20 protein-coding genes are annotated in these 23,156 nt (G+C 42.8%); 12 read left to right on the top strand and 8 right to left on the bottom strand.

What is annotated here, in order from left to right:
* Positions 1–42: 42 nt before the first annotated feature.
* The 3 genes from pyrF to J3U67_RS00860 form a co-directional block, all read right to left on the bottom strand.
* On the bottom strand, positions 43–771 hold the full coding sequence (pyrF, locus tag J3U67_RS00870) for an orotidine-5'-phosphate decarboxylase (RefSeq protein ID WP_267389999.1): 729 nt from the start codon (positions 769–771) through the stop codon (positions 43–45).
* A gap of 139 nt (positions 772–910) precedes the next feature.
* Positions 911–2,095, bottom strand: a complete 1,185-nt coding sequence (lapB, locus tag J3U67_RS00865) for a lipopolysaccharide assembly protein LapB (RefSeq protein ID WP_100152083.1) — start codon at positions 2,093–2,095, stop codon at positions 911–913.
* The gene (locus tag J3U67_RS00860; protein ID WP_100141493.1) at positions 2,088–2,438 is read right to left on the bottom strand and encodes a lipopolysaccharide assembly protein LapA domain-containing protein; all 351 of its coding nucleotides are present in this window, start codon (positions 2,436–2,438) and stop codon (positions 2,088–2,090) included. The genes lapB and J3U67_RS00860 overlap by 8 nt, the downstream gene beginning before the upstream one ends.
* 328 nt (positions 2,439–2,766) lie before the next feature.
* On the opposite strand from J3U67_RS00860, the gene J3U67_RS00855 reads away from it, so the two are divergent.
* From J3U67_RS00855 to J3U67_RS00830, 6 genes are all read left to right on the top strand, one after another.
* On the top strand, positions 2,767–3,690 hold the full coding sequence (locus J3U67_RS00855) for a branched-chain amino acid transaminase (protein WP_267403355.1): 924 nt from the start codon (positions 2,767–2,769) through the stop codon (positions 3,688–3,690).
* 88 nt (positions 3,691–3,778) lie between these two features.
* The gene (locus tag J3U67_RS00850; protein WP_100141495.1) at positions 3,779–3,970 is read left to right on the top strand and encodes a zinc-finger domain-containing protein; all 192 of its coding nucleotides are present in this window, start codon (positions 3,779–3,781) and stop codon (positions 3,968–3,970) included.
* Positions 3,971–4,078: 108 nt separating this feature from the next.
* Positions 4,079–5,035 (top strand): thioredoxin-disulfide reductase, encoded by a 957-nt coding sequence (gene trxB / locus J3U67_RS00845; protein WP_100141496.1) that lies wholly within the window; start codon positions 4,079–4,081, stop codon positions 5,033–5,035.
* Positions 5,036–5,184: 149 nt separating this feature from the next.
* Positions 5,185–5,997 carry an enoyl-ACP reductase FabI gene (gene fabI, locus J3U67_RS00840; RefSeq protein ID WP_100141497.1) on the top strand — a complete coding sequence of 271 codons (813 nt, stop codon included), beginning with the start codon at positions 5,185–5,187 and terminating at the stop codon, positions 5,995–5,997.
* A 154-nt stretch (positions 5,998–6,151) separates the two neighbouring features.
* Positions 6,152–6,601 (top strand): large conductance mechanosensitive channel protein MscL, encoded by a 450-nt coding sequence (gene mscL, locus J3U67_RS00835; protein WP_267403350.1) that lies wholly within the window; start codon positions 6,152–6,154, stop codon positions 6,599–6,601.
* Positions 6,602–6,834: 233 nt separating this feature from the next.
* Positions 6,835–7,896 (top strand): hypothetical protein, encoded by a 1,062-nt coding sequence (locus J3U67_RS00830; RefSeq protein ID WP_267403348.1) that lies wholly within the window; start codon positions 6,835–6,837, stop codon positions 7,894–7,896.
* 54 nt (positions 7,897–7,950) lie between these two features.
* On the opposite strand, the gene J3U67_RS00825 is transcribed toward J3U67_RS00830, so the two are convergent.
* Entirely contained in the window at positions 7,951–8,637 is a 687-nt protein-coding gene (locus J3U67_RS00825; RefSeq protein ID WP_267403346.1) for a glutathione S-transferase family protein, read from the bottom strand.
* A 178-nt stretch (positions 8,638–8,815) separates the two neighbouring features.
* Between J3U67_RS00825 and J3U67_RS00820 the strand changes: the two genes are divergently transcribed.
* The 3 genes from J3U67_RS00820 (at position 8,816) to J3U67_RS00810 (ending at position 11,263) form a co-directional block, all read left to right on the top strand.
* Entirely contained in the window at positions 8,816–9,664 is an 849-nt protein-coding gene (locus J3U67_RS00820; RefSeq protein ID WP_267403344.1) for a 23S rRNA (adenine(2030)-N(6))-methyltransferase RlmJ, read from the top strand.
* 73 nt (positions 9,665–9,737) lie between these two features.
* Positions 9,738–10,718 carry a class 1 fructose-bisphosphatase gene (locus tag J3U67_RS00815; RefSeq protein ID WP_267403342.1) on the top strand — a complete coding sequence of 327 codons (981 nt, stop codon included), beginning with the start codon at positions 9,738–9,740 and terminating at the stop codon, positions 10,716–10,718.
* 53 nt (positions 10,719–10,771) lie between these two features.
* The gene (locus tag J3U67_RS00810) at positions 10,772–11,263 is read left to right on the top strand and encodes a peptidylprolyl isomerase (RefSeq protein WP_267389994.1); all 492 of its coding nucleotides are present in this window, start codon (positions 10,772–10,774) and stop codon (positions 11,261–11,263) included.
* A 134-nt stretch (positions 11,264–11,397) separates the two neighbouring features.
* Here J3U67_RS00810 and J3U67_RS00805 read toward each other — a convergent pair whose 3' ends face one another.
* The 4 genes from J3U67_RS00805 to J3U67_RS00790 form a co-directional block, all read right to left on the bottom strand.
* Positions 11,398–11,895: a prokaryotic membrane lipolipid attachment site family protein gene (locus tag J3U67_RS00805; protein ID WP_267403380.1), complete on the bottom strand. Its 498-nt coding sequence runs from the start codon at positions 11,893–11,895 to the stop codon at positions 11,398–11,400.
* 1,008 nt (positions 11,896–12,903) lie between these two features.
* The gene (gene cysK, locus J3U67_RS00800) at positions 12,904–13,836 is read right to left on the bottom strand and encodes a cysteine synthase A (RefSeq protein ID WP_100141505.1); all 933 of its coding nucleotides are present in this window, start codon (positions 13,834–13,836) and stop codon (positions 12,904–12,906) included.
* 332 nt (positions 13,837–14,168) lie between these two features.
* Positions 14,169–16,754: a bifunctional aconitate hydratase 2/2-methylisocitrate dehydratase gene (acnB, locus tag J3U67_RS00795; RefSeq protein ID WP_267403340.1), complete on the bottom strand. Its 2,586-nt coding sequence runs from the start codon at positions 16,752–16,754 to the stop codon at positions 14,169–14,171.
* 259 nt (positions 16,755–17,013) lie between these two features.
* On the bottom strand, positions 17,014–17,916 hold the full coding sequence (locus J3U67_RS00790) for a M48 family metallopeptidase (protein ID WP_267403338.1): 903 nt from the start codon (positions 17,914–17,916) through the stop codon (positions 17,014–17,016).
* Between the two features lie 367 nt (positions 17,917–18,283).
* On the opposite strand from J3U67_RS00790, the gene trkA reads away from it, so the two are divergent.
* The 3 genes from trkA to J3U67_RS00775 are packed head-to-tail and all read left to right on the top strand — an operon-like array spanning position 18,284 to position 23,113.
* Entirely contained in the window at positions 18,284–19,681 is a 1,398-nt protein-coding gene (gene trkA, locus J3U67_RS00785) for a Trk system potassium transporter TrkA (protein ID WP_267389990.1), read from the top strand.
* A 10-nt stretch (positions 19,682–19,691) separates the two neighbouring features.
* Positions 19,692–21,197, top strand: coding sequence for a TrkH family potassium uptake protein (locus tag J3U67_RS00780; protein ID WP_100152094.1), 1,506 nt, complete (start codon positions 19,692–19,694; stop codon positions 21,195–21,197).
* A 32-nt stretch (positions 21,198–21,229) separates the two neighbouring features.
* The gene (locus tag J3U67_RS00775; protein ID WP_323811374.1) at positions 21,230–23,113 is read left to right on the top strand and encodes a lytic transglycosylase domain-containing protein; all 1,884 of its coding nucleotides are present in this window, start codon (positions 21,230–21,232) and stop codon (positions 23,111–23,113) included.
* The last annotated feature ends 43 nt before the right edge of the window (positions 23,114–23,156 follow it).

Genomic DNA, 23,156 nt, shown 5'->3' with positions numbered 1-23,156 from the left:
TAATTAATTTATAGCAGGCATAATTACATAAAAATTTCTAAGCTAAATTAGACCCTGATTGATTTGCTGTAACAATGCCGAAGAATGCTCACTTTGAGTAATTGGACGCCCCATAACCAAATAGCTGCTGCCTGCAGCCAAAGCAGCTTTAGGCGTCATGATTCGACGCTGATCGTCTTTGATGTCAGTACTGAGACGAATACCGGGTGTAACCAATAAAAACTCTTGTCCCAGCTGCTGACGCAGTAAAGTGGCTTCCTGTGCAGAGCAAACTACACCATCCATACCCGCTTGACGGCTCAATTCAGCCAAACGAACAACCGCTTCATCAATCGGCAGGTTTATGCCGGTTTCAGCCAGCTCTGACTGGGTTATACTGGTTAAAACTGTTACTGCAATCAATAATGGAGGCTGACTATAATTGCTGACGGCTTCGGCTGCAGCTTCCATCATTCTGCGGCCTCCCGAAGCATGCATGTCTACCATCCATACACCCATATCAGCGGCCACCTTACAGGCAGAAGCAACAGTATTGGGAATGTCGTGATATTTCAAATCCAGAAATATTCGATAGCCTTGCAACACCAATTGTTCCACCAGATACCGTCCGGTAGCGGTAAACAACTCTTTGCCGATTTTGAGTTGACATAAATCTGGTTCCAGCTGCTGCACAAAATCAAGCGTTTTTTCCGCACTGGCAAAATCCAGCGCCACAATAACTGGCTTAGCTGGTTGATTAATCAACGTGGTATCTAGCATTAATGGATTCATACTTTATATAGAAAAAAATTACAAAATAATAAGGACCAGTTAGCTTGTCAGAAGAGGCTTATCAATCTGAATGGTTCTGCTTATAAAAAAGATAACTAAACGCTAAGTCTGCTTAGACCAATCCGTTTCAGCTTGCAAACTATATATCAATGCGGTTTGGCGTAAACGTTTCCCATTTATTGCAGGCTGGGCAATGCCAGAAAAACACTTGTGATTTGAAATGGCAGTGTCGGCAACGATACATCACAGATTTTTGCATCTGCATTCCCACTACCGAACGCATCATATCCACTTCCGCCTTCCATTTCGGGTTTATACTATTCTGCAAAACCCCGAGCAAACGATAAGTTCCCGTGAGTGTAGGTTTGCGCCGTACCAAATCAATCACAATCTCCGTAGCTTTGTCTTCACCATATATAGGTACTGACTTTTCATAAATCACACCGGATAAATCCAACTGAGGAAAGGTCTGGGCAAATCCAATCAAAACTTCAATACCGTCGGCAGCTTTATGTAAACCATCATAAGCATCATACAGCCGCTCACCTACCTGACTCAGATACTCATAATTTTGCTTTTCTATTGCACTATAAGCATCTATCGCGGCCTGATAATTATGTTGTTTCAGCTCTACATCACCCAAAATCATATTCGCACGGCAGCATTTACGGTTTACCGCCAAAGCCTGAAAAATATATTCGCGCGCTTTATTGTATTCCGAATGGTATAAAGCCAGCTGAGCCAGCTCACAATAAAACTGGGCAATTTCAAACTGATATGTCTGATCACCAGTGCTTAACTCTTCAGCAAGTTTAATTGCTTTTTCCCAGTCGCGATCCTGCTGATAGATATTCAGTAGAATTTGTCGTGCCTGCCGAGCCTTACTGCCATCAAGCAAACCAACCAATATTTGTTCTGCACGATCTACTAGTCCGGCCGCCTGATAGTCTTGTCCGAGCTCAAAAGCAACAGTATCTCGTCGTTCTGCGATGGTTTCTGGTAATTCAAGCAAGCTTTGATGCAGAGCAATGGCTTTATCGTTTTCTCCACGCTGGCGATACAGCTTACCTAGTGTCAGATGCAGTTCATATGTACTCTGTCTGGCATCATTCTGCTGATCCACTACTTCAGCAAGCTCACGTACCGCAACCGCACTTTTGTGTTCCGCCAGCGCATCCAAACTTTTGTAAAATCCTTCTGGAATAGCTTTTGCTTGTTTCAGCACAGCACGCATATCAACACGTGCCGCAAACCAACCCATGGCAAAAAATACCGGTAATAGAAAAACCGGCGCCAGCCACATCCAAAAATCATTGCTATCCATGCTGATTATTTACCTTCTGCTCTTCAGAATGATTTTGGCCGTTCACACCAGCATTAGTGGCAATAGTTTCAGTATGGACTGACTGACTGGCAGCTTTTGTTTGCTTATCAATTTTAACCTGCAATTGATTAACCTTACTGCGCAGTCTTAACAGACGACCAAACATAGCAAACACCCCAAAAACCGCACCAATAATAAAAAATATCAGCAACAGTACAATCAGCGGTAAATTCAGCATCTGCCCAGGCAGATAATTAAATGTAATCAGTTGTGTGTTACTTACAGCCAGTAACAGCAAAGCCAGTAGCACCACTATCTTTATTAATGTGTAAATAATCTTCATACCTGTCTACCCCGTAATGTACTGTTTTCAGAAAAAACAATCATATGCCAGATAACAGCCTGTTTAGCCGAGAAACAACACAGTTTAAACGATTTCACGGCTTTTTAGCAAAAGCAGCCCATGTTTTCAGCATTGGCAAGCAAAACAGGCAGTGTATAATATTTATGTTTACATAAAGTAACAGCAACCACTGGCTAAAGCTAAGACCTTAGGCTGTTGTTACATTGATTCTTGCACTGCCCAAGTCTTAGACCCAGTTTTGCCCTATCCCATGCAGAGCTGAGTTTCGGCCACGCAGCTTAATGTCTTATTTTGGAGAAGTTTTACTATGTCTATGGCCGATCGCGACGGTTTTATCTGGTTTAACGGTAATCTTGTCGACTGGCGAAATGCCCAAACACACGTTTTAACACACACATTACATTATGGCATGGGCGTATTCGAGGGTGTCCGTGCCTACGAAACCTCAAAAGGTGCCGCTATATTCAGATTGCAGGATCACACTAAACGCCTGTTTAATTCGGCTAAAATTACCGGCATGCACCTGCCCTATACACAAGAACAGATTAATCAGGCTCACATTGAGGTAGTAAAGGCCAACAAACTGTCCTCCTGCTATTTCCGCCCTATGGCTTTTTATGGTTCTAACAAACTGGGGGTAGCTCCGGATCAGAATGATGTACAAGTCATAGTAGCAGCTTGGCCATGGGGTGCTTATCTTGGTGAAGAAGGCATGCAGCGTGGTATCCGCGTGCAAATCAGTTCATTTACCAGACATCACCCTAATATCACCATGATTAAAGCCAAGGCAAATGGCAACTACATGAATTCTATTATGGCCAATACCGAAGCCACCCGTAATGGCTACGATGAAGCCATTATGTTAGATGCTAACGGATTTGTAGCAGAAGGTTCAGGTGAGAATGTCTTTATTATCAATGATGGTAAACTTTACACGCCAGCACTGGATGCCGCACTCGATGGCATTACACGTCGTACTGTAATGGCCATTGCTGCAGATATGCAGTTAACGGTATCTGAAAAACGCATTACCCGTGATGAAGTTTATTGTGCCGATGAAGTATTCTTTACTGGTACCGCAGCTGAAGTTACCCCTATCCGTGAAGTTGATGGACGCACAATCGGCTGCGGCGCACGTGGCCCCCTGACTACTGAAATCCAGCAGCGATACTTCGACATCGTTCACGGCAAAAATGCTAAATATGAATCATGGTTAACCTATATTGACTAAAACTCAGCCAGCAGGCCTGAATAAAGGTATTTCCGCCTATCAAGCCTGCTGGATTTTTTTGTCTTATTGCCGATGTAAGGAAAATATAATGAGTCATTCAGCTCCATCTATGATCACCATCACTCCGCATGATTTACCGCTGATATGCACCGGACCAGAAAACGAAACTTGGAACGGTCATCCACGCGTATTCTTACCTATTCAGTCAAACAGCAGCATAGAATGCCCATATTGCGGCCAGCATTATCATCTGAATGGGATTGCTGAACAGCACCATTGATAAATAATTATTCTGCATAGTAGTGTCAATATTAATCAACCGCGGGTATTGTGGTACAGTAATTACTAATTTTTCACTCAAGCAATGCAAGCATAAGAAGGATTTGTCATGACAGAAACCACACACAGCCGTCTGATCATTCTCGGTTCCGGACCTGCCGGCTATACCGCAGCCGTATACGCTGCCCGTGCTGGATTGAATCCTACTCTGATTACCGGTATGGCACAGGGTGGTCAGCTGATGACAACTACAGAAGTTGATAACTGGCCGGCAGATGTGAATGGCGTACAGGGTCCAGAACTGATGGAACGCTTTCTGGCTCACGCTGAACGTTTCGGTACCAAGATAGTTTTCGATCACATTAATCAGGTACAGTTGCAGCAGCGTCCATTTACTCTCACCGGTGATATGGGTACATATAGCTGTGACGCATTAATTATTGCTACCGGTGCATCGGCCAAATATCTCGGCTTACCTAGTGAAGAAGCATTTGCCGGCCGTGGCGTTTCCGCCTGCGCCACCTGTGACGGATTTTTCTATAAAGATCAGGATGTAGCAGTGGTAGGTGGTGGTAATACAGCCATTGAAGAAGCACTCTATTTAGCCAATATCGCCCGTACTGTAACCGTCATTCACAGGCGAGAAAGTTTCCGTGCCGAAAAAATCATGATTGATAAGCTACTGGAACGGGAAAAAGAAGGCAAAATTATTCTGAAACTCAATGCCAATGTAGACGAAATTCTGGGTGACGATTCTGGCGTCAACGCAGTAAGAATCAACTATACAAACAATGAAAGTGAGCTTCTGGCCGTAAACGGCATTTTCATTGCCATCGGTCACCAACCCAATACCCAGATTTTTAAAGGCCAGCTGGATATGGATGCCACCGGATATCTCATTACCAAAGGAGGCAATGAAGGTAATGTGGGTGCTACCAATATTCCAGGTGTATTTGCTGCTGGCGACGTAAAAGATCACATATACCGTCAGGCCATTACCAGCGCCGCTTCCGGCTGTCAGGCAGCTCTGGATGCAGACCATTATCTTTCCGGCTTAAGCAGCTAATAATTTTTTCAGATATTACCGGCCTATCGGCGTAGTAGCCTGCGGCCGGTTTTAAAGTTTCTACTCTATACTAGCATTTCGCCTAAAAGTAAATATTAGTTATAATGCGGGCTTTAAGCTAACACAAATCACGTTCAAGGATAATAAATATGGGCTTTTTGCAAGGCAAAAAAATCCTCATCACAGGTATGATATCGGAACGCTCTATTGCCTATGGTATTGCCAAAGCCTGTCACGAACAGGGTGCGGAACTGGCCTTCACCTATGTCGTAGACAAACTCGAAGAACGGGTACGTAAAATGGCAGCCGGCCTTGGCTCAGAACTGGTATACCGCTGCGATGTGCAGAGTGATGATGAAATCAATCAGTTATTTTCTGACCTCGGTCAGAGCTGGTCGCAACTAGACGGACTGGTACATGCCATTGCTTTTGCACCCAAAGAGGCTTTAAACGGTGATTTTCTCGATAGCATTACCCGTGAAGCCTTTATGACAGCCCATGAAGTATCTGCCTATAGTCTGCCTGCACTGGCCAAAGCGGCACGCCCGTTAATGACTGGTCATAACAGTGCCATTCTGGCGTTGACCTATCTTGGTGCAGTTCGTGCCATTCCTAATTATAACGTAATGGGTATGGCTAAAGCTTCGCTGGAAGCTGGTATCCGCTTTACTGCCGCTTGTCTGGGACAGGAGGGTATCCGCTGCAATGGCATTTCTGCCGGCCCGATTAAAACCCTGGCTGCCTCTGGTATTGCCAATTTCAGCCGCCTGCTGTCCCACGTTTCAGCACAAAACCCAATTCGCCGGAATATTACCATTGAAGAAGTGGGCAATACGGCAGCTTTTCTGTTATCCGATTTAGCTACTGGCATCACTGGAGAAATCACCTATGTTGACGGTGGCTACAGCATCAATGCATTGGGTGTACCGGAAGATCTAGTCAGTACCCACAATAACGCTTAATTAACAAAAGCTTGTTTCAAGCTGCCTGAATTCAGAATCAGGCAGCTTTTATTATTTTTACACTGCATAACGCTTTCCCTGCATGCCGGCTGGTTTAATCGCGCTAATATAAATACGCAAGTATTTCATTTATAAGCCAACCATGGAGGCAAATATGAAATTTTTAGAACAGTTCAAAGCTTTTTTAATGCGAGGTAATGTCATTGATCTCGCTGTTGGTATGGTAGTCGGTACTGCATTTACCAATATGGTTAAATCATTGGTTGACGATGTAATCATGCCCCCTATTGGCTTACTAATTGGCGGAGTAGATTTTTCCAATTTGTTCTTTACCTTGCGTGATGGTTCCAAAGCCCCCGGCCCTTACGAGACACTGGGTGCCGCTCAGGCAGCCGGAGCCGTGACCATTAATATCGGTTTATTTATTAATACAGTTATTAGCCTGATTATCGTTGGCTTTGCTATTTTTATGGTGGTAAAAGGGATCAATCGTCTGCATAAAAGCCCACCACAGCAAAGCCATACCAAGCAATGTCCTGAATGCTGTACCGAAATTCCGCTTGAAGCAAAACGTTGTCCGAATTGCACTTCTGAGTTAAATTAATTTAAAAGATTAATCAGTATCCAAACCTAGTGTACACTGCACACAATTAATTAATTGATTCATACCCGATATGCAAAAGCTACATAAACCCTGTAGCTTTTTTTGCGCCGAAACCAAATGAGCATATTGCACGCCACAATGACACCAGATTTGCCTCAATAGTTGTCATCACATTTAAATGCTCATGTAAATTGTTTTGCCAGAATAAATCAATCAGACCAACAGGAACAACAATGCAGAATCAGCCCACTCCATTTTATAACCCTCTTCTAAGCTATGAAGAAAACTATCAGCAAGGTCCTTTTGGTGCATTCAGTCAGACACCACCATCTCTACCAGAGAAAAAGCAGCCAGAAACTTTTCTAAATCTGGAAGTGAATTTGCCTTTCGGTATTCCTGCAGGTCCATTACTGAATGCCAGCTTTATCAAAGCAGCATTTAACTATGGTTTTGATTTATGCGTGTACAAAACCGTACGTAGCCGTGCACATGCCAGCCATCCCTTACCTAATGTATTATCGGTGCACCCTGAGAACCAATTGTCTGCCGGCGTAGATACAGTTTTGGCTGATACCAATTACACCACGCCGTTATCAATTACTAATTCTTTTGGCGTGCCTTCCTTTAATCCTGATATCTGGCAGCCTGATATGGCTGCAGCTGTAAATGCGGCACATAAAGGGCAATTTGTGATTGGCAGTTTTCAAGGCACCGCAGGTAATGAAGCCAGTATCGAAAAAGATTATGCCAAAACTGCCCTTCTCGTAGCAGAAACAAAAGCCCCCATATTGGAGGCCAATTTAAGCTGCCCCAATGAAGGGGTAAACCAATTATTGTGCTTTGATTTTCCTAAGGTCGAACGCATAGCCAAGGAAATCAAAAACGCCGTACCTGATAAACCCCTATTTCTTAAACTTGCTTATTTTGCTAATGATGAAGCTATTTACCCGCTGCTGCACGTATTGGACGGTGTGGTAGATGGCTACAGTACCATCAACACATTGTCAGCCAGGCCGGTAAATGCAGATGGAGAACCAGCGTTGGGACAAAACCGGCCTACAGGCGGGGTTTGTGGTGATGCTATTCGCTGGGCGGGCTTAGAAATGGTAGAACGTTTGCACAGATTAAGAACCCGACTAAATAATCACTTTGCCATAATCGGCGTAGGTGGTGTCAGCAATGCAGAGCATTATCTGGCTTATCGAGCAGCCGGAGCTGATGCAGTGATGAGTGCAACCGGTGCGATGTGGAACCCTCAACTGGCTTTGCAGATAAAAAACAGTCTGAATAAATAAATAATTGCCGGTAACTTGATTAAGCTTACCGGCATTTTTATATCGATCCTTATTTCAGCGACAGATACGATAAGGTTCATCCATGATGACAAAATCTTTTTCTTCAAGAGCTTCAGCAATCCACTCAGCCACCGCTTCGGTAGTACATATAGTTTCAATGTAATGGTTCAGAACGTTTGAAACAGGTATCTGATATCCTTTTAATCTCAAGCATATCGGAGCATAAAATGCATCTGCAATGCTAAAATCACCAAACAGATACGGGCTATCAGATTTTGCAAGCAAAGATGATAAATGATTATCTAAAAAATTGATTTCATCTCTGAGTGTTGGAAAATCACGAAGTTTTATCTGTCCGATTTCAGGTAAGACTGCCTCAATATTCATAGCTAAATGCTGGCGTATATGACTATAACCACTGTGCATTTTGGCCGTTACGCTTCTTGCTTTTGCGCGAATTTTATAATTTTGAGGCCATAAAGGAAGTTGAGGATGCCGTTCGGCCAGATATTCGCAGATAGCAAGAGAATCGCTTATCACCAGTTCATTATCTGATAAAATCGGTACCGTACCATAAGGATTCAATGGCAAAATGGTTTGTTTGAACTTTGAATCGGCATCGAAGTTGTCAAAACGCACCATTATTTCTGTAAAATCTATCTGAAAATGTTTCATCACTAGCCAAGGTCGCATAGACCAAGTTGAATAATTTTTATTACCGATATAAAGAGAATAGCTCATCGCTTATGTTTTCCTTATAGAAAAATTTTTGTCAAAATAATTAATTTATTTACCTATTTTTTCTACTATATTAGAACATTTATACCATAAACAATGAAAGCCGAATCTTTCACCCTAATGCATAAATTCGGTACAATAAGAACTCAAATTTATTAGTCTTTACAACAGTCACACATACATGCTCAGCTATCGTCATGCATTTCACGCCGGTAATCATGCCGACATTCTAAAACATTATTGTCTGATATCAGTTCTAGAATATTTTAAGCTTAAAGACAAAGCATATTGCTATATAGACACCCATGCTGGAGCAGGTCTATACAGCCTGAACAGCAAAGAGGCTCAAAAAGTAGGCGAATACCGTGAGGGAATTAAAAGAATTTTAGATGAAGAAAATCTGGATGCCAGTCTGCAAACTTTCCGTGAAGTAGTTATAGCCAGCCTACCAGATACAAAAAATTATTATTGTGGTTCACCATGGCTTGCTCAGGCAGTGGCTCGCGAACAAGATCGTCTGAGACTGTTTGAATTACATCCAACAGATGCAGAATTATTACGAAGTAATATGCGCAATATAAAATTGCCCAACCGAGCTCAGGTCTTTTGTGATGATGGATTCAAGGGTTTATTGTCAATGCTGCCGCCACCAAGCCGTCGCGCAGTAGTATTAATCGATCCACCCTATGAAGTGAAACATGATTATCAGCAGGTTGTGGATACACTTAAAGCTGCAATAAAAAAATTTTCTAACGGCTGTTATATGGTCTGGTATCCTTGTCTGAGCAGCGCAGAAAGCCAGAAGTTGCCTATAAAACTGCAAAAACTTGTTCCAGATAATTTTGTGCAAGCAGAACTTCACGTTAAATCCCCGCAGCCAGACGGTTTTGGTATGCATGGCAGTGGAATGTTTATTATTAATCCGCCTTACACCCTGCCTCAGCAATTAGCAGAAGTTTTACCAGCATTAACCCAGCTACTGGCACAGGATAACAGTGCCCATTTTGTTTTACAGTCTCACATTGCCTGAAAATCATCTGCTTATCAGTCAAGCAAACAAGGCTACTGTATAATGGCCTAGAATTTTAAAAGGGAGTATTTGCATGTCCGTTTTACTGTCTGATTATTTGTATCAGCAACAACAAAACTATGCAGTCACACCATTATTACCTGAAGTTATCACCAGCATCAGCAATGCGTGTCTACTCATCAACCGCGAAATCCGCTTAGGTGCACTGGATAATATATTGGGTAGTGCCCATACTGGCAATATTCAGGGCGAGGAGCAGAAAAAGCTGGATGTACTGTCCAACCGGATAATGATTGACACATTGTCTTCCAATCCAGCTATCGCCGGTCTGGCCAGTGAAGAAGAAGATTCCTTTGTAAGTGCTAATAGCGATGGTCAATTTCTGGTTCTCTTTGACCCACTTGATGGCAGCTCCAATATTGATGTCAATATTTCCATCGGTACCATATTTTCGGTGCTGGCAAAACCCTCTGGTGCCCTGACTACCGAAAGCTTTTTACAGTGCGGCCGTCAGCAGCTGGCCAGCGGCTATGTTCTGTATGGTCCACAGACCATACTGGTACTGACGCTGAAACATGGCATCGCCATGTTTACCCTGAATGAACAAAACCAGTTTCAGCTGACACAGGAAAATCCGCAAATACCAGCCACTACAGCGGAATTTGCTATCAATATGTCCAATCAGCGACACTGGCAGCCGGCAATGCAGAAATACATAGCCGAACTGCTAGCTGGTAAAACCGGCAACCGCGGTAAAGACTATAATATGCGTTGGGTTGCATCCATGGTAGCGGAAGTGCATCGTATTCTAATGCGCGGCGGTATCTTTACTTACCCGCAGGATAATCGTAATCCTGACAAGCCAGGCAAGCTGAGATTAATGTATGAAGCTAATCCCATGAGTCTGTTAATTGAACAGGCACAGGGTGCGGCCACTGATACCAAACAAAATATTCTTGATATCCAGCCATATGGACTACACCAGCGAGTTGCTGTCGTACTTGGTAGCAAAGAAGAAGTGGATTACGTCACTGCCATGCATCAAGCAAATTAACCATTGCAGCTAAAAGCTGCAACTTTTTGTTTCACTCCCGTCTGGAGATTTCCATGATTAAATTAACTACCAATTTCGGCGTTATCGGCATCGAATTAGACCATGACAAAGCACCGAAAACCGCAGCCAACTTCGAACGCTATGTACGTGAAGGTTTCTATGATGGCACCATTTTTCACCGTGTAATCGATGGTTTCATGATACAAGGTGGCGGTTTCGACAAAGACATGCAACAAAAACCTACACATGAACCAATTGAGAATGAAGCAAATAATGGCCTGAAAAATGACCAATATACCATCGCTATGGCACGCACCATGCAGCCTCACTCAGCCAGCGCACAATTTTTTATCAATGTAAAAGACAATGACTTCCTGAATCACACCAAACCTGATTTACACGGCTGGGGTTATGCCGTATTCGGTAAAGTGGTTGAAGGACAGGATGTAGTTGATAAAATCAAAAGTGTTAAAACTGGTAATCATGGTGGCCATCAGGATGTACCTGTAGAAAATGTAGTAATTGAAAAAGCTGAAATTGTTTAATCAGCACAACAAAAAAGCAGCCATGACCGGCTGCTTTTTTAATATAGATATGCGTATAAAATTATAGAATTAAAATTTTGAACGCACAAAAATACCCAATCTTTCAACAGACAGGGTATTTTATTTTTACCTATTTATTGTAGCGGTTTCATATTCATTACTTCCATAAGGAAGTTTGTAAAAGCCGGATTGGCTGGTTTAGAACGCATTACCGGCCAACGCTGCTGCCAGCCAGACAAAGCATTCTGTATATAGGCCTTGGATTGTGCAGTATCAATTGTACCCTGCTGACTTTCCACTGCACTACGCAAATAAATGGCAAACATGTCATCGTCTACCATATTATGTCCTACCTGAGCCAAACGAAACTGATCCAGCAATTGTGCGGCCTGCACTTTGGTTATGCTACCCTGTGAAACCTGAAAACTTAAACGGGTAGCCTCATCGCGGATTTTGGCTACATCAGACCAGTGGCTGCTGGCCAGATGATACTCATTATTTACCGCAGTGCCGTCAACTACCTGTACCGGTTTGACTTCTTTATTTGCCTGCTTCGCGGATAAAGGTACATCTACAGATGAACAACCACCTAAAAAGGCTGCTACGACACATAATGCTAATGTTTTTTTCATCATTTGTTTACTCAACGTATATTGCTTAAAACAAAAATAAAAGCTAGCTAGCTTGAGCGTGTGGCTGTACATGATATCAGAAAAGAGGGTGTAAGCGACGCCTTTTGCTTCTCCAATGGTAAAGTTCCGAATATATACACATGCTGGCCTTTACATTTACACAGTTTATAAACAGATTTAAATAACTGATTTTTTTATGGATTTATAGAATTAAATCACTAAAAATTATTTCCTTCAATTTTATTAATTAATACAATATTTGTTTCATAAATAAATACACCGTCTATTTCTGATTTATGAACTAAACAAGAACCAACATGTTTTTTTATGTATATAACCATTCTCTTTTTTAGGAATGAATATTATCGAATAATTTATAATCAATATAAGGATGGATAATTGACACAGGTGCCATATATCATTTCCCCCAAAATTATGAATCTTAACTGAAGCAATGACATATAATTTATTTTTATAGTCTTTAGTTTTTATAATACGAATACATAAACAAACATCGAGATGATGATCCCTTATTGTTAAGGTAAGTGTATCCTTTTGTTTTTCAATAATTGTGAAAAATGGACTTTACTGCCTATGTCCGGCTCTGTTTCTTCCAATTTATTGAATCTATTAATTGGGTTGATTCCGACTCTTTTTTCCAAAAAATCTCTCATTTTAGAAAACCCTGCCAACCATTTGGGTTGGTGGAAAGTCATCAATCAATTCATAAGCTTCGTAGACAGTGACATTTTTGCAGACTTCCAAAGACTGGTAGCTTAAATAATCAACCTTTTCGTCTACTAATGTTATGTTACTCAATAAACCATTGAATCCTTCTAAAGAAAGCTTTTGTTTTTTTCATAAGACAATTAATTTTTTATGCTGCTTTTGTTTCAGAAGTTAGTAAAAAAAATATACTTTTATTTATAATATTTGTATCACAGCCTAGACTGCATAAAAAAAACCGAACCTTTTTTTCCGGTTCGGTTGCAATCATAGGGTTAAAACTTAGGCTAAATCTGCGAACAATGGCGTAGAAAGATAGCGTTCACCATAAGAAGGAATCAATACCACAATTAGTTTATTTTTGTTTTCCGGTCTAGCTGCCAGTTGCAAGCCTGCCCATACCGCTGCACCAGATGAAATTCCCACTAAAATACCTTCTTTGGAAGCCATTGCACGAGCAGTGTCAAAACAAACATCATTTGGTACCTGAATAATGCCATCATAAACATGGGTATTGAGGATTTTAGGTACAAAACCGGCACCAATGCCCTGTATCGGATGTGGTCCTTTGCAGCCACCAGACAATACGGCAGAAGCTTCGGGTTCTACAGCATATACTTCAACTTCAGGTTTTTTTTCTTTTAAAACTTCGCCTACGCCAGTGATAGTACCACCCGTACCAACACCAGCAACAAAAATATCTACTTTACCATCAGTATCGTGCCAAATTTCCTGTGCAGTAGTTTCACGATGAATTTCTGGGTTTGCCGGATTTTCAAACTGCTGTGGCATAAAATATTTCTGCGGATCTGAATCCACAAAAGCTTGTGCACGTGCAATCGCGCCAGACATGCCTTCTGCTCCGGGTGTTAACACCAGTTCAGCACCGTATGCACGCAATAGCATGCGCCGTTCCTTACTCATGGTTTCCGGCATAGTAATAATTAATTTATATCCACGTGCAGCACATACCATTGCCAGTCCAATACCGGTATTACCACTGGTTGGTTCCACAATCACCGTATCAGAATGAATCTTACCCGCCTTTTCTGCCGCATCAATCATGCTAGCTGCAATTCTGTCCTTGACACTGTTGCCGGGATTAAAAAATTCCAGTTTAACCACCACTTTGCCCGGTAAACCGGCACTCAGACGGTTGAGTTGTACCAGCGGGGTGTTACCAATCAGGTCAGTGATGCTAGAGGCGATATTCATTGTCTATCCTTTGTTATGAGAAACTGCATTGATTATCATCATAGATTAAAACCACTATCATCCTAAATAATTTATCAGTGGGTTAATACAATTAATATTTATATAGGCGGTGATAAAGGGAATTTCTGCTGAAATATAATTTTTTCTGATTATTACCTTAGAATGAGGTGATTAATTATAGCAGTAAGCCGCTGAATAATTCATATAAATTCTCTGAAGATGGCCAATTCAAGTAGTTCAACCGCCAAAGCTTAAGTTTGTATTTCAATTGTCATTTAAAAAGGACCACCTTTGCGGTAGTCCTTTTATTAGCTACAGATAAAATGCCGGTATTAAGCATCTACCTTAGCTGCTACATCTACATAATCCTGAATTTCATTGAAGTTCATATAGCGATAAATTTCAATGCCTTTATCATTAATAATGGCAATATTTTCGCGGTATTCATCGATGTTCGGGATATGTCCGAGTTTAGAGCAAATTGCCGCCAGCTCTGCTGAGCTCAGATAAACTTGCGTATTCTTACCTAATCGGTTTGGAAAGTTACGAGTCGAAGTGGAAACTACAGTAGAACCTTCACGTGCCTGCGCCTGATTACCCATACACAAAGAACAGCCCGGCATTTCCATCCGAGCACCTACTCGACCCAAGATACCATAATAGCCTTCATCAGAAAGTTCTTTGGCATCCATTTTGGTTGGAGGAGCCACCCACAGACGTACAGGTAAATCTGTTTTACCGTCTAACAAAGTGGAGGCTGCACGATAATGACCAATATTAGTCATGCAGGAGCCAATAAATACTTCATCAATATGTGTACCTGCCACATCAGACAAAGTTTTTACATCATCAGGGTCGTTCGGGCAGGCTAGAATCGGCTCTTTGATTTCATCCATATTGATATCAATAATGGCAGCATATTCTGCATCCGCATCTGCTTCGAGTAATTTCGGTTCAGCCAACCATTGTTCCATTTTCTGAATACGGCGTTTCAGCGTACGTGCATCCTGATAGCCATCGGCAATCATATTTTTTAAGAGCACTATATTGGATTTCAAATATTCTTCAATCGGCTCTTTATGCAGTTTCACTGTACAGCCGGCAGCAGACCGTTCCGCAGAAGCATCAGTCAGCTCGAATGCTTGCTCTACTTTCAAATCCGGCAAACCTTCAATTTCCAGAATACGACCGGAGAAAATATTCTTCTTACCTGCTTTAGCAACGGTAAGAAGTCCTTCTTTTATAGCCTGCAAAGGAATGGCATTTACCAAATCTCGCAGAGTGATACCCGGCTGCATTTTACCGGAGAAGCGTACCAATACTGATTCAGGCATATCCAATGGCATCACGCCAGTAGCCGCAGCAAATGCTACCAAACCAGATCCAGCAGGAAAAGAAATACCCAGAGGGAAACGTGTGTGTGAATCACCGCCAGTACCCACCATATCCGGCAACAGCATCCGATTTAGCCATGAGTGAATAATTCCGTCACCAGGACGCAAAGCCACACCGCCACGGGAAGACATAAATACTGGCAATTCCTTGTGGGTTTTGACATCCACTGGTTTAGGATAGGCTGCGGTATGGCAGAAAGATTGCATCACCAAATCAGCACTAAAGCCCAGACAAGCCAGGTCTTTCAGTTCGTCTCGTGTCATCGGGCCGGTAGTATCCTGCGAACCGACAGTAGTCATTCGTGGTTCACAATAGGTACCCGGACGAATACCCTGTCCTTCCGGCAAGCCGCAAGCACGGCCAACCATTTTTTGTGCCAAACTAAATCCAGCTGTGCTCGGTGCAGGAGCCTGTGGTAAACGAAATACGTCAGAATGTCCCAGACTTAATGCGTCACGAGCTTTTGCAGTCAGACCGCGGCCAATTATCAGATTAATGCGGCCACCGGCCTGTACTTCATCTAGAATAACCTGAGATTTAAGCTCAAATTCGGCGACAGTTTCGCCATTTTTGATAATTTTTCCTTCATAAGGCAGAATATCCACTACATCGCCCATGTCGAGTTTGGATACATCTACTTCAATCGGTAACGCACCTGAATCTTCCTGTGTATTAAAGAAAATTGGCGCAATTTTGCCACCTAAACATACTCCACCAAACCGTTTATTCGGTACATACGGAATATCTTGACCGGTATGCCAGATTACAGAATTAGTAGCTGATTTACGTGATGAGCCAGTACCTACAACATCACCAACGTAAGCCACCAGATTACCCTTGGCTTTCAACTCAGCTAATTGTTTAATTGGGCCTACTTCACCTGGTTTATCTGGATGTATGCCTTCACGTGGATTTTTAAGCATAGCCAGTGCATGTAGCGGAATATCCGGCCGGCTCCATGCATCCGGTGCCGGTGACAAATCGTCAGTATTGGTTTCACCAACTACTTTGAATACGGTAACAGTGATTTTTTCCGGTACTTTTTCACGAGAAGTAAACCATTCAGCATTAGCCCATGACTCTATTACTTCTTTTGCATACCGGTTACCGGCTCGCATTTTTTCTTCCACATCGTGGAAAGCATCAAACATCAGCAAAGTATGTTTTAAAGCATTTGCCGCAGTAGCCGCCAACTCTTCATTATCCAGAAACTCAATCAGAGGCTGAACGTTGTAACCACCCAACATGGTACCCAGTAGCTCTACCGCAAACACGGGCGTGATTAATGGACTACTTACGGTTTTCTCCGCAATAGCACCCAGAAAAGATGCTTTGACCTTAGAAGCATCATCTACACCAGGCGGCACTCGATGTGACAGTAAATCAACCAGAAATTTTTCTTCCCCTTTGGGAGGATTTTTTAGTAATTCAACCAACTCTTCTGTTTGCTTCGCTGTTAGCGGCAGAGGCGGAATACCCAGTGCTTCACGTTCAGCGGCGGCTGCGCGGTAGGCTTCTAACATCTTGAACATCCTTAATGTAATGGTTTTTTAAGTTTTTCTTGTAGATTTATTATGCATTACTGCTGCAATAATATGAATGATAACCGAAAACAGGGGCGATTGAAACAATTTGTAGTGTGATGTAGTCAATATTAGAAAATGTAAAGATTAAAATAAAAGCAGCCCGTTACAGGCTGCTATAGAGTAATAAAAATGAATACAATCATGGTGATTTCACATTGATTACACCATTTTAATATTTCAAACTTTCTGAAAAATCTTAGAAACGATTTCTCTTCTTACCACTGGCATTTTTGCGCAAGCTTGAGCCCACCTGACTATACTGGCTGCGACCGGTAGGATTTTGCAAAGCCGGCTGATTTAGTCTGGCCTGCTCATAAATCGGCATAACTTCCGGCAGCATTTTTTTCAGAGAGCTAATGCGTGCATTATTGCTCGGATGGGTAGACAAAAGGCTAGTACCACTATTGTTGCCCAAAACCTTATTCATTTTCTCCCATACTGTTATGGCAGCATTGGGGTTGTAGCCCGCCTGTGCCATTAGCCTCAGACCGCCTGCATCTGCCTGAGATTCCTGATAACGGGAAAAAGGTAAAGTCAGGCCATATTGACTTAGCACATCTTTATACACACCGACATTATCTGCATTGGCACCGGTTTTAGATTGCACCACTGCACTGCCTACTTCCAATGCCACGCTAGTCAAAATTTGCTGGCCAGCAGCTTTTTTACTGTGCTCCTGCAATGCATGTGTCATTTCATGCCCAATAATCGCAGCAATTTCATCATCGGTTAAATTCAGACGATCAACAATGCCTGTATACACCACCATTTTACCGCCTGGCATGGCAAAAGCATTTGCTTCATCACTACGGATAACATTAAGCTGCCAGTCAAAAGGAACTCCAGTAGTGTTTGCTTGATTGGCGTATGGTACCAGTCGTTGAAATACATTGCGTACCCTTCTGGCAACAGGTGTGTTGGTTTCAATCACCCCTTCTGCTTTAGCCTTACCAATCATCTGAGTATAGCTTTTGGCCGCACTGCTATTTAGAGTCTGGGTGTCATAGCCCATCACATCAGCCACCTGCGCACATCCACTTACAGCTATAAGCATGGCAGCCAGTGTAATTAGTTTAGATTGCCGTTTGATTGAATACATGATTTATCCACGGTAATACAACTGGTTGAAAAAATATCACTTTTTAATGTCTTACATTGAGTAATAAATGTAAAAAATGGTTTTATTATATGGTGTATATTTAATTTTAAAACCACTCTTATAACATGTACGCATAACAACACTTATGCGTATAAAATACCAACAAAGATAAATGGCTCAGATTATCCATCAAAATTAATAATATTCAGCAAATTATTAGTAACATCCGTCTTTACAACAGAACAAATATAACAAAATGATTAGAGCCAGCTTTTTTATACTTGTGTCGCGGTTTTACACCAATATTTGCACGCGGCACCACAAAGGCTACAATGCTATTGATTACCACAGAGATGATGTAAATTACGTGAAAATCCTTATTTTAGGCTGTGGACAAGTAGGTTCGACCATTGCCAGCAATCTGGCCAGAATGCCCAATAATGATGTCACTATTATTGACGTCAATGAAACTGCTTTACAGAAAATCAATCAGCGACTAGACGTACAAACCATTGTCGGCAACGGCGCGTGGCCGTCTGTCCTGTCTACAGCCGGTGCTCAGGATGCTGACATGATTCTGGCTCTGACCCAAAATGATGAAACCAATATGGCTGCCTGCCGAATTGCTTATGCGCTTTTCAATACGCCAAATCGTATTGCCAGAGTACGCTACAGTGATTTCGTTGAATTTGAAACAGGCAACAATCAATACAAAACCAGTTTAGACTTATTTAACATCACCGAAGCCATTAGCCCTGAACAACTTGTAACCGAACAGATAGTTAATTTGCTACTGCATTCTAGTGCCTTACAAATACTGCGATTTGCCAACGACAAAATCCGTTTACTTGTCATCCGCGCTCAAAATGGTGGTATGCTGATTAATCAACCTATTAGTGCACTGAAACAGCATTTGGAAGAAGGCGTGGATTGCCAAATTTGCGCCATCTACCGCAATAACCGTTTGCTGGTTCCCACTGGCAGCACCATCTTGCAGGAAGGTGATGAGGTTTTTGTTTTAACGCCAACTGCTTATTTGGAAAACATTATGCGCGAACTACGTCCAGTTACCAAGAGGACACGTCGCATTATGATTGCCGGTGGTGGCAATATCGGTTACCGCGTGGCTAAACAGCTGGAAGCTAGATTAGATATTAAAATTATCGAACGTAAACAAAATCGTGCAGAATGGCTTGCTGAAAACCTCAACAATTCACTGGTTCTGGTAGGGAATGCTTCGGATGAAAGCCTACTGGAAAACGAATATATTGATGAAATTGATGTATTTTGCGCACTGACCAACGATGATGAAAATAATATCATGTCGGCCATGTTGGCAAAAAACCTCGGAGCCAAACGCGTTATGGCCATTATCAATCGTTCCAGTTACGTGGATTTATTGCAGGGCAGTGCTATCGATATTGTAATTTCACCGCATCTGATTACTATTGGTTCTATTCTGACTCATGTACATTTGGGCGATATCATGGCAGTGTATCCATTACGCCGCGGTTCGGCAGAAGCCATTGAAGTTGTATTGCACGGTGACCGCCATACTTCTAAACTTATCGGCCGCACTATGTCTCAATTACGTTTGCCCGCGGGATGTTATTTTGGCGCGGTAGTACGTAATGAAAATATTACTATGTACCATCAGGATACAGTATTAGAAGATGGAGACCATGTAATCTTTTTCGTGGCTCGGCGCAAAGCGGTGCAGGATCTAGAAAAAATGATTCAGGTTAAACTGGGCTTTTTTGCATAGGCAGCATGTTATGAGCCATTTCAGCAACCGCTTTACTGTGCATCATAAGGCATCAGGTTTCGTCAACAAAATTGCGCCCACCGCTCATATTGTGGCCAAAACCGGTTTTTTATTTTCATTATTGCTACTGGCACCGACGGTAGTCTCATTACTGTACATGGATCATGTGTTTTCAGCATTTGCAGTTACGGCTGCTATTAGCATGAGTGTGTGTGCGCTGACTTGGCTGCTGACGATGCGTTATAACCGTGAACTGCGCCCGCGTGATGGCTATACATTGGTTTTTATGCTATGGATTGGTTTTGCCCTGATTGCTTGCCTGCCCTTTTATATTTATTTGCCCGGACTGGGTTTTACTAATGCCTATTTTGAAGCCATTTCCGGTCTCACCACCACAGGTGCCACCATCATCACCAGTCTGGATACACTTGCCCCGTCACTGAATTTCTGGCGTCATATGCTCAACTGGCTGGGCGGCATGGGGATTATTGTGCTGGCCGTAGCCGTCATGCCGATGCTAGGCGTAGGCGGAACTCAATTATTTAAAGCAGAAATACCGGGTGTAAACAAAGACAGCAAAATGGCACCACGTATTTCAGAAACGGCCAAACGCTTATGGAGCGTTTATGTATTATTTACCTTTGTTACATTGCTGGCCTTACGTCTGGCCGGCATGAGCTGGTTTGATGCGGTTTGTCACGCCATGTCTGCTTTTTCCCTTGGTGGTTTCTCTACACACGACAACAGCATTTCCTATTTTAATTCTGTACCGATTGAAATTATTCTTAGCATTGCCACCATACTAGGTGCTATTAATTTCACTAATCATTTTAATGCGCTACAAAAAAAATCATTACGTTATTACTGGCGTGATGAAGAAGTACGTGTACTACTATTTGTTTTGTTGTTCAGCATCATTGGCATCAGCTTGTATTTGTGGTGGCACAGTTTTTATTCGCTAGGTGAAGCATTTCGATACACGGCTTTCAATTTAATATCTATCGGGCTGGCAAATGGCTATTCCGATACTGATTTTGCCAAATGGCCATTAATCGCCTCCTTATGGATGTTTTTTCTGGCCAACATACTTTCTAATGGCGGATCAGCCGGCGGTGGTATTAAAACAGTTCGTGCGCTTGTGCTGTTTAAATTCAGTTTGCGCGAAATGCTGCTGATGCTGCATCCCAATGCAGTAAGTATGGTTAAAATTAACGGCAGCCATATTCCCGACCGGCGAGCTTTAACAGTGATGGCCTTTGTGTTTGTGTACGTAATCACCATTATATTATTCAGCTTTGCCTTGATGATGAGTGGTATGGATTTTCTGTCTGCCCTGACAGCCGCAATCAGCTGTATCACCAATGCAGGCCCTGGGCTAGGTACTGTGGGTCCAGCCAATAATTTTGCTTTTCTTTCAGACCTTCAGAAGTGGTTATGCATCATCATCATGCTGCTAGGACGTCTGGAAATATTTACCGTCTTTATCTTGTTTACCCCTGCTTACTGGAAAAAATAAAATACAACTTGAGAAAATTTGAAGGAAAAAAATTGATTAAACACTTAAAGATGCTGAAAGCAAAACTGACTAACCAACAACATCTCATTTCCGGCACTTTGCTGCTCCTTACCGCATGCAGCAATCAGCACGAAGTCGCACTTCAACCCATCAACAAAAACAGTGGTCAAGCCATCCTGCCTGGCACGCAAGCCACTGAAGCACCGGACAAAGTCATCAGCAGTTTCCAGCAATATCAAAATGCTCTTAAAGCAGCCAAAAATGGCGATGACATTTTACCGGCTCAGTTTCTGGCTCATCAGCCTGACAGTGCTATGAGCAATAGCATACGCAATAGTTGGTTACAGCAGTTAGGTAAACGTGGCAACTGGACAGTATTCCGCCAGCAATATGATTTTCTGGATAAAAATTTCCGCGATCTGGAAACACGGTGCTATGCCGCACAAGCAGGCATAGATAATGACAATGAGTTATTAGCCAGTTTGAGCATGGAATCCGGCAATCTTCCATTAGGATGCAATCGCTTGCTTGAACAGGCTGCTGCACGTCAAAAAATTAGTGCCCAAAGTGGGTGGCGACGTGTACGCAACCTGTTGGCACTGAATCAAATTACTAATGCACGTAATTTAGCTCAAGCTTTAGGCAGTCCCTTACCAGATCCGTTGGGCAGCAGCACTGGTGGAAGTCAGGGCGCACAAGAAGCTTTACTGTATCAAGTTATCAATAAGGATAATCGCAACAAAGACAGTGCCGCTAGCACCCTAGAGCAACTTTCAGCCAGTCTCACCAAAGAACAAATTGGCTTCGGCTGGGCGCAATTGGGGCTGGCTCAAGCAAATAGTCTCAATTCTGCTAAAGCTCTGAATTATTTTGACCGAGCCACCCCAGCACAGATGAATAACGAAATGTGGGAATGGTATGCTCGCTCAGCACTGCGTCTGCAGCGCTGGCAAAAACTTAATAGCATCATCCTCAGCATGCCAACAGCGCTACAGCAGCAAGTTACGTGGCAATATTGGCTGGCTCGCAGTTACCGCTCATTGGGGCAAAATAGTCAGGCGAACGCCATATTCCAAAAAACAGCTCAACGCGGACATAATTTTTATGCGTTGCTAGCTAAAGAAGCTTTGGGCAGCAAAGCCAACACCAGCAGCACTGTGGGCAAAAGCAGCCAGCAAGTTCAGAACAGAATAGCAGCTGACGGTAATATCCACCGTGCGCTGACATTATTTAAAACCGCACAAGCAGAAAATAACTGGCCAATGCGCCGACTGGCTCAGCAAGAATGGCGTTATGCTACACGTAACTTCAACGACGACACCCAAATCGCAGCTGCCACCCTTGCAGAAAACAATGGTTTTTATGAAATGGGAATTTACAGTGCAGACAAAGCGGATAACCTCCTCAACTACGAATTGCGTTATCCGGCGCCATTTAAAGAGCTCGCCGTACCATTTGCTCAAGAAGCCGGTATAGACCCTGCGTGGGTATATGGCTTAATCCGTCAGGAAAGCCGCTTTATGATCGGCGCCCGCTCCAACGTTGGTGCAGCCGGCCTGATGCAAGTGATGCCGGCTACAGCCCGTGACATCGCCAGCCGGCTAGGTATGGATAGTAATGAGCTGTATACCATGCGCGGCAATATCCGTATGGGAACTTGGTATATGGGCAATGTACGCAAACAGTTTGGCGATGAAGTGCTCACCACCACCGGCTACAATGCCGGACCTAGCCGCGCTCGCCGATGGCAGGCAAATACACCTCTGGAAGGGGCCATTTATGCCGAAACTATTCCATTTGACGAAACCCGTACCTACGTCAAAAATGTTATGGCCAATACCACTTATTATGCCAACCTTTTTGGCGAACAGCGTACCACGCTGACAGAACGTATGGGTACCGTACCGGCACGGTAACCTGCTGGCACTTACCAGCCTTGCCAGCCTTAACCCGTACTTA

Origin of the sequence: Snodgrassella sp. B3837 (genome assembly GCF_026535955.1) — a bacterium.
Taxonomy (GTDB): Bacteria; Pseudomonadota; Gammaproteobacteria; order Burkholderiales; family Neisseriaceae; genus Snodgrassella; species Snodgrassella alvi_E.
Note: the sequence above shows the minus strand (reverse complement) of the source record. Positions and strands in the feature narration are given on the sequence as shown.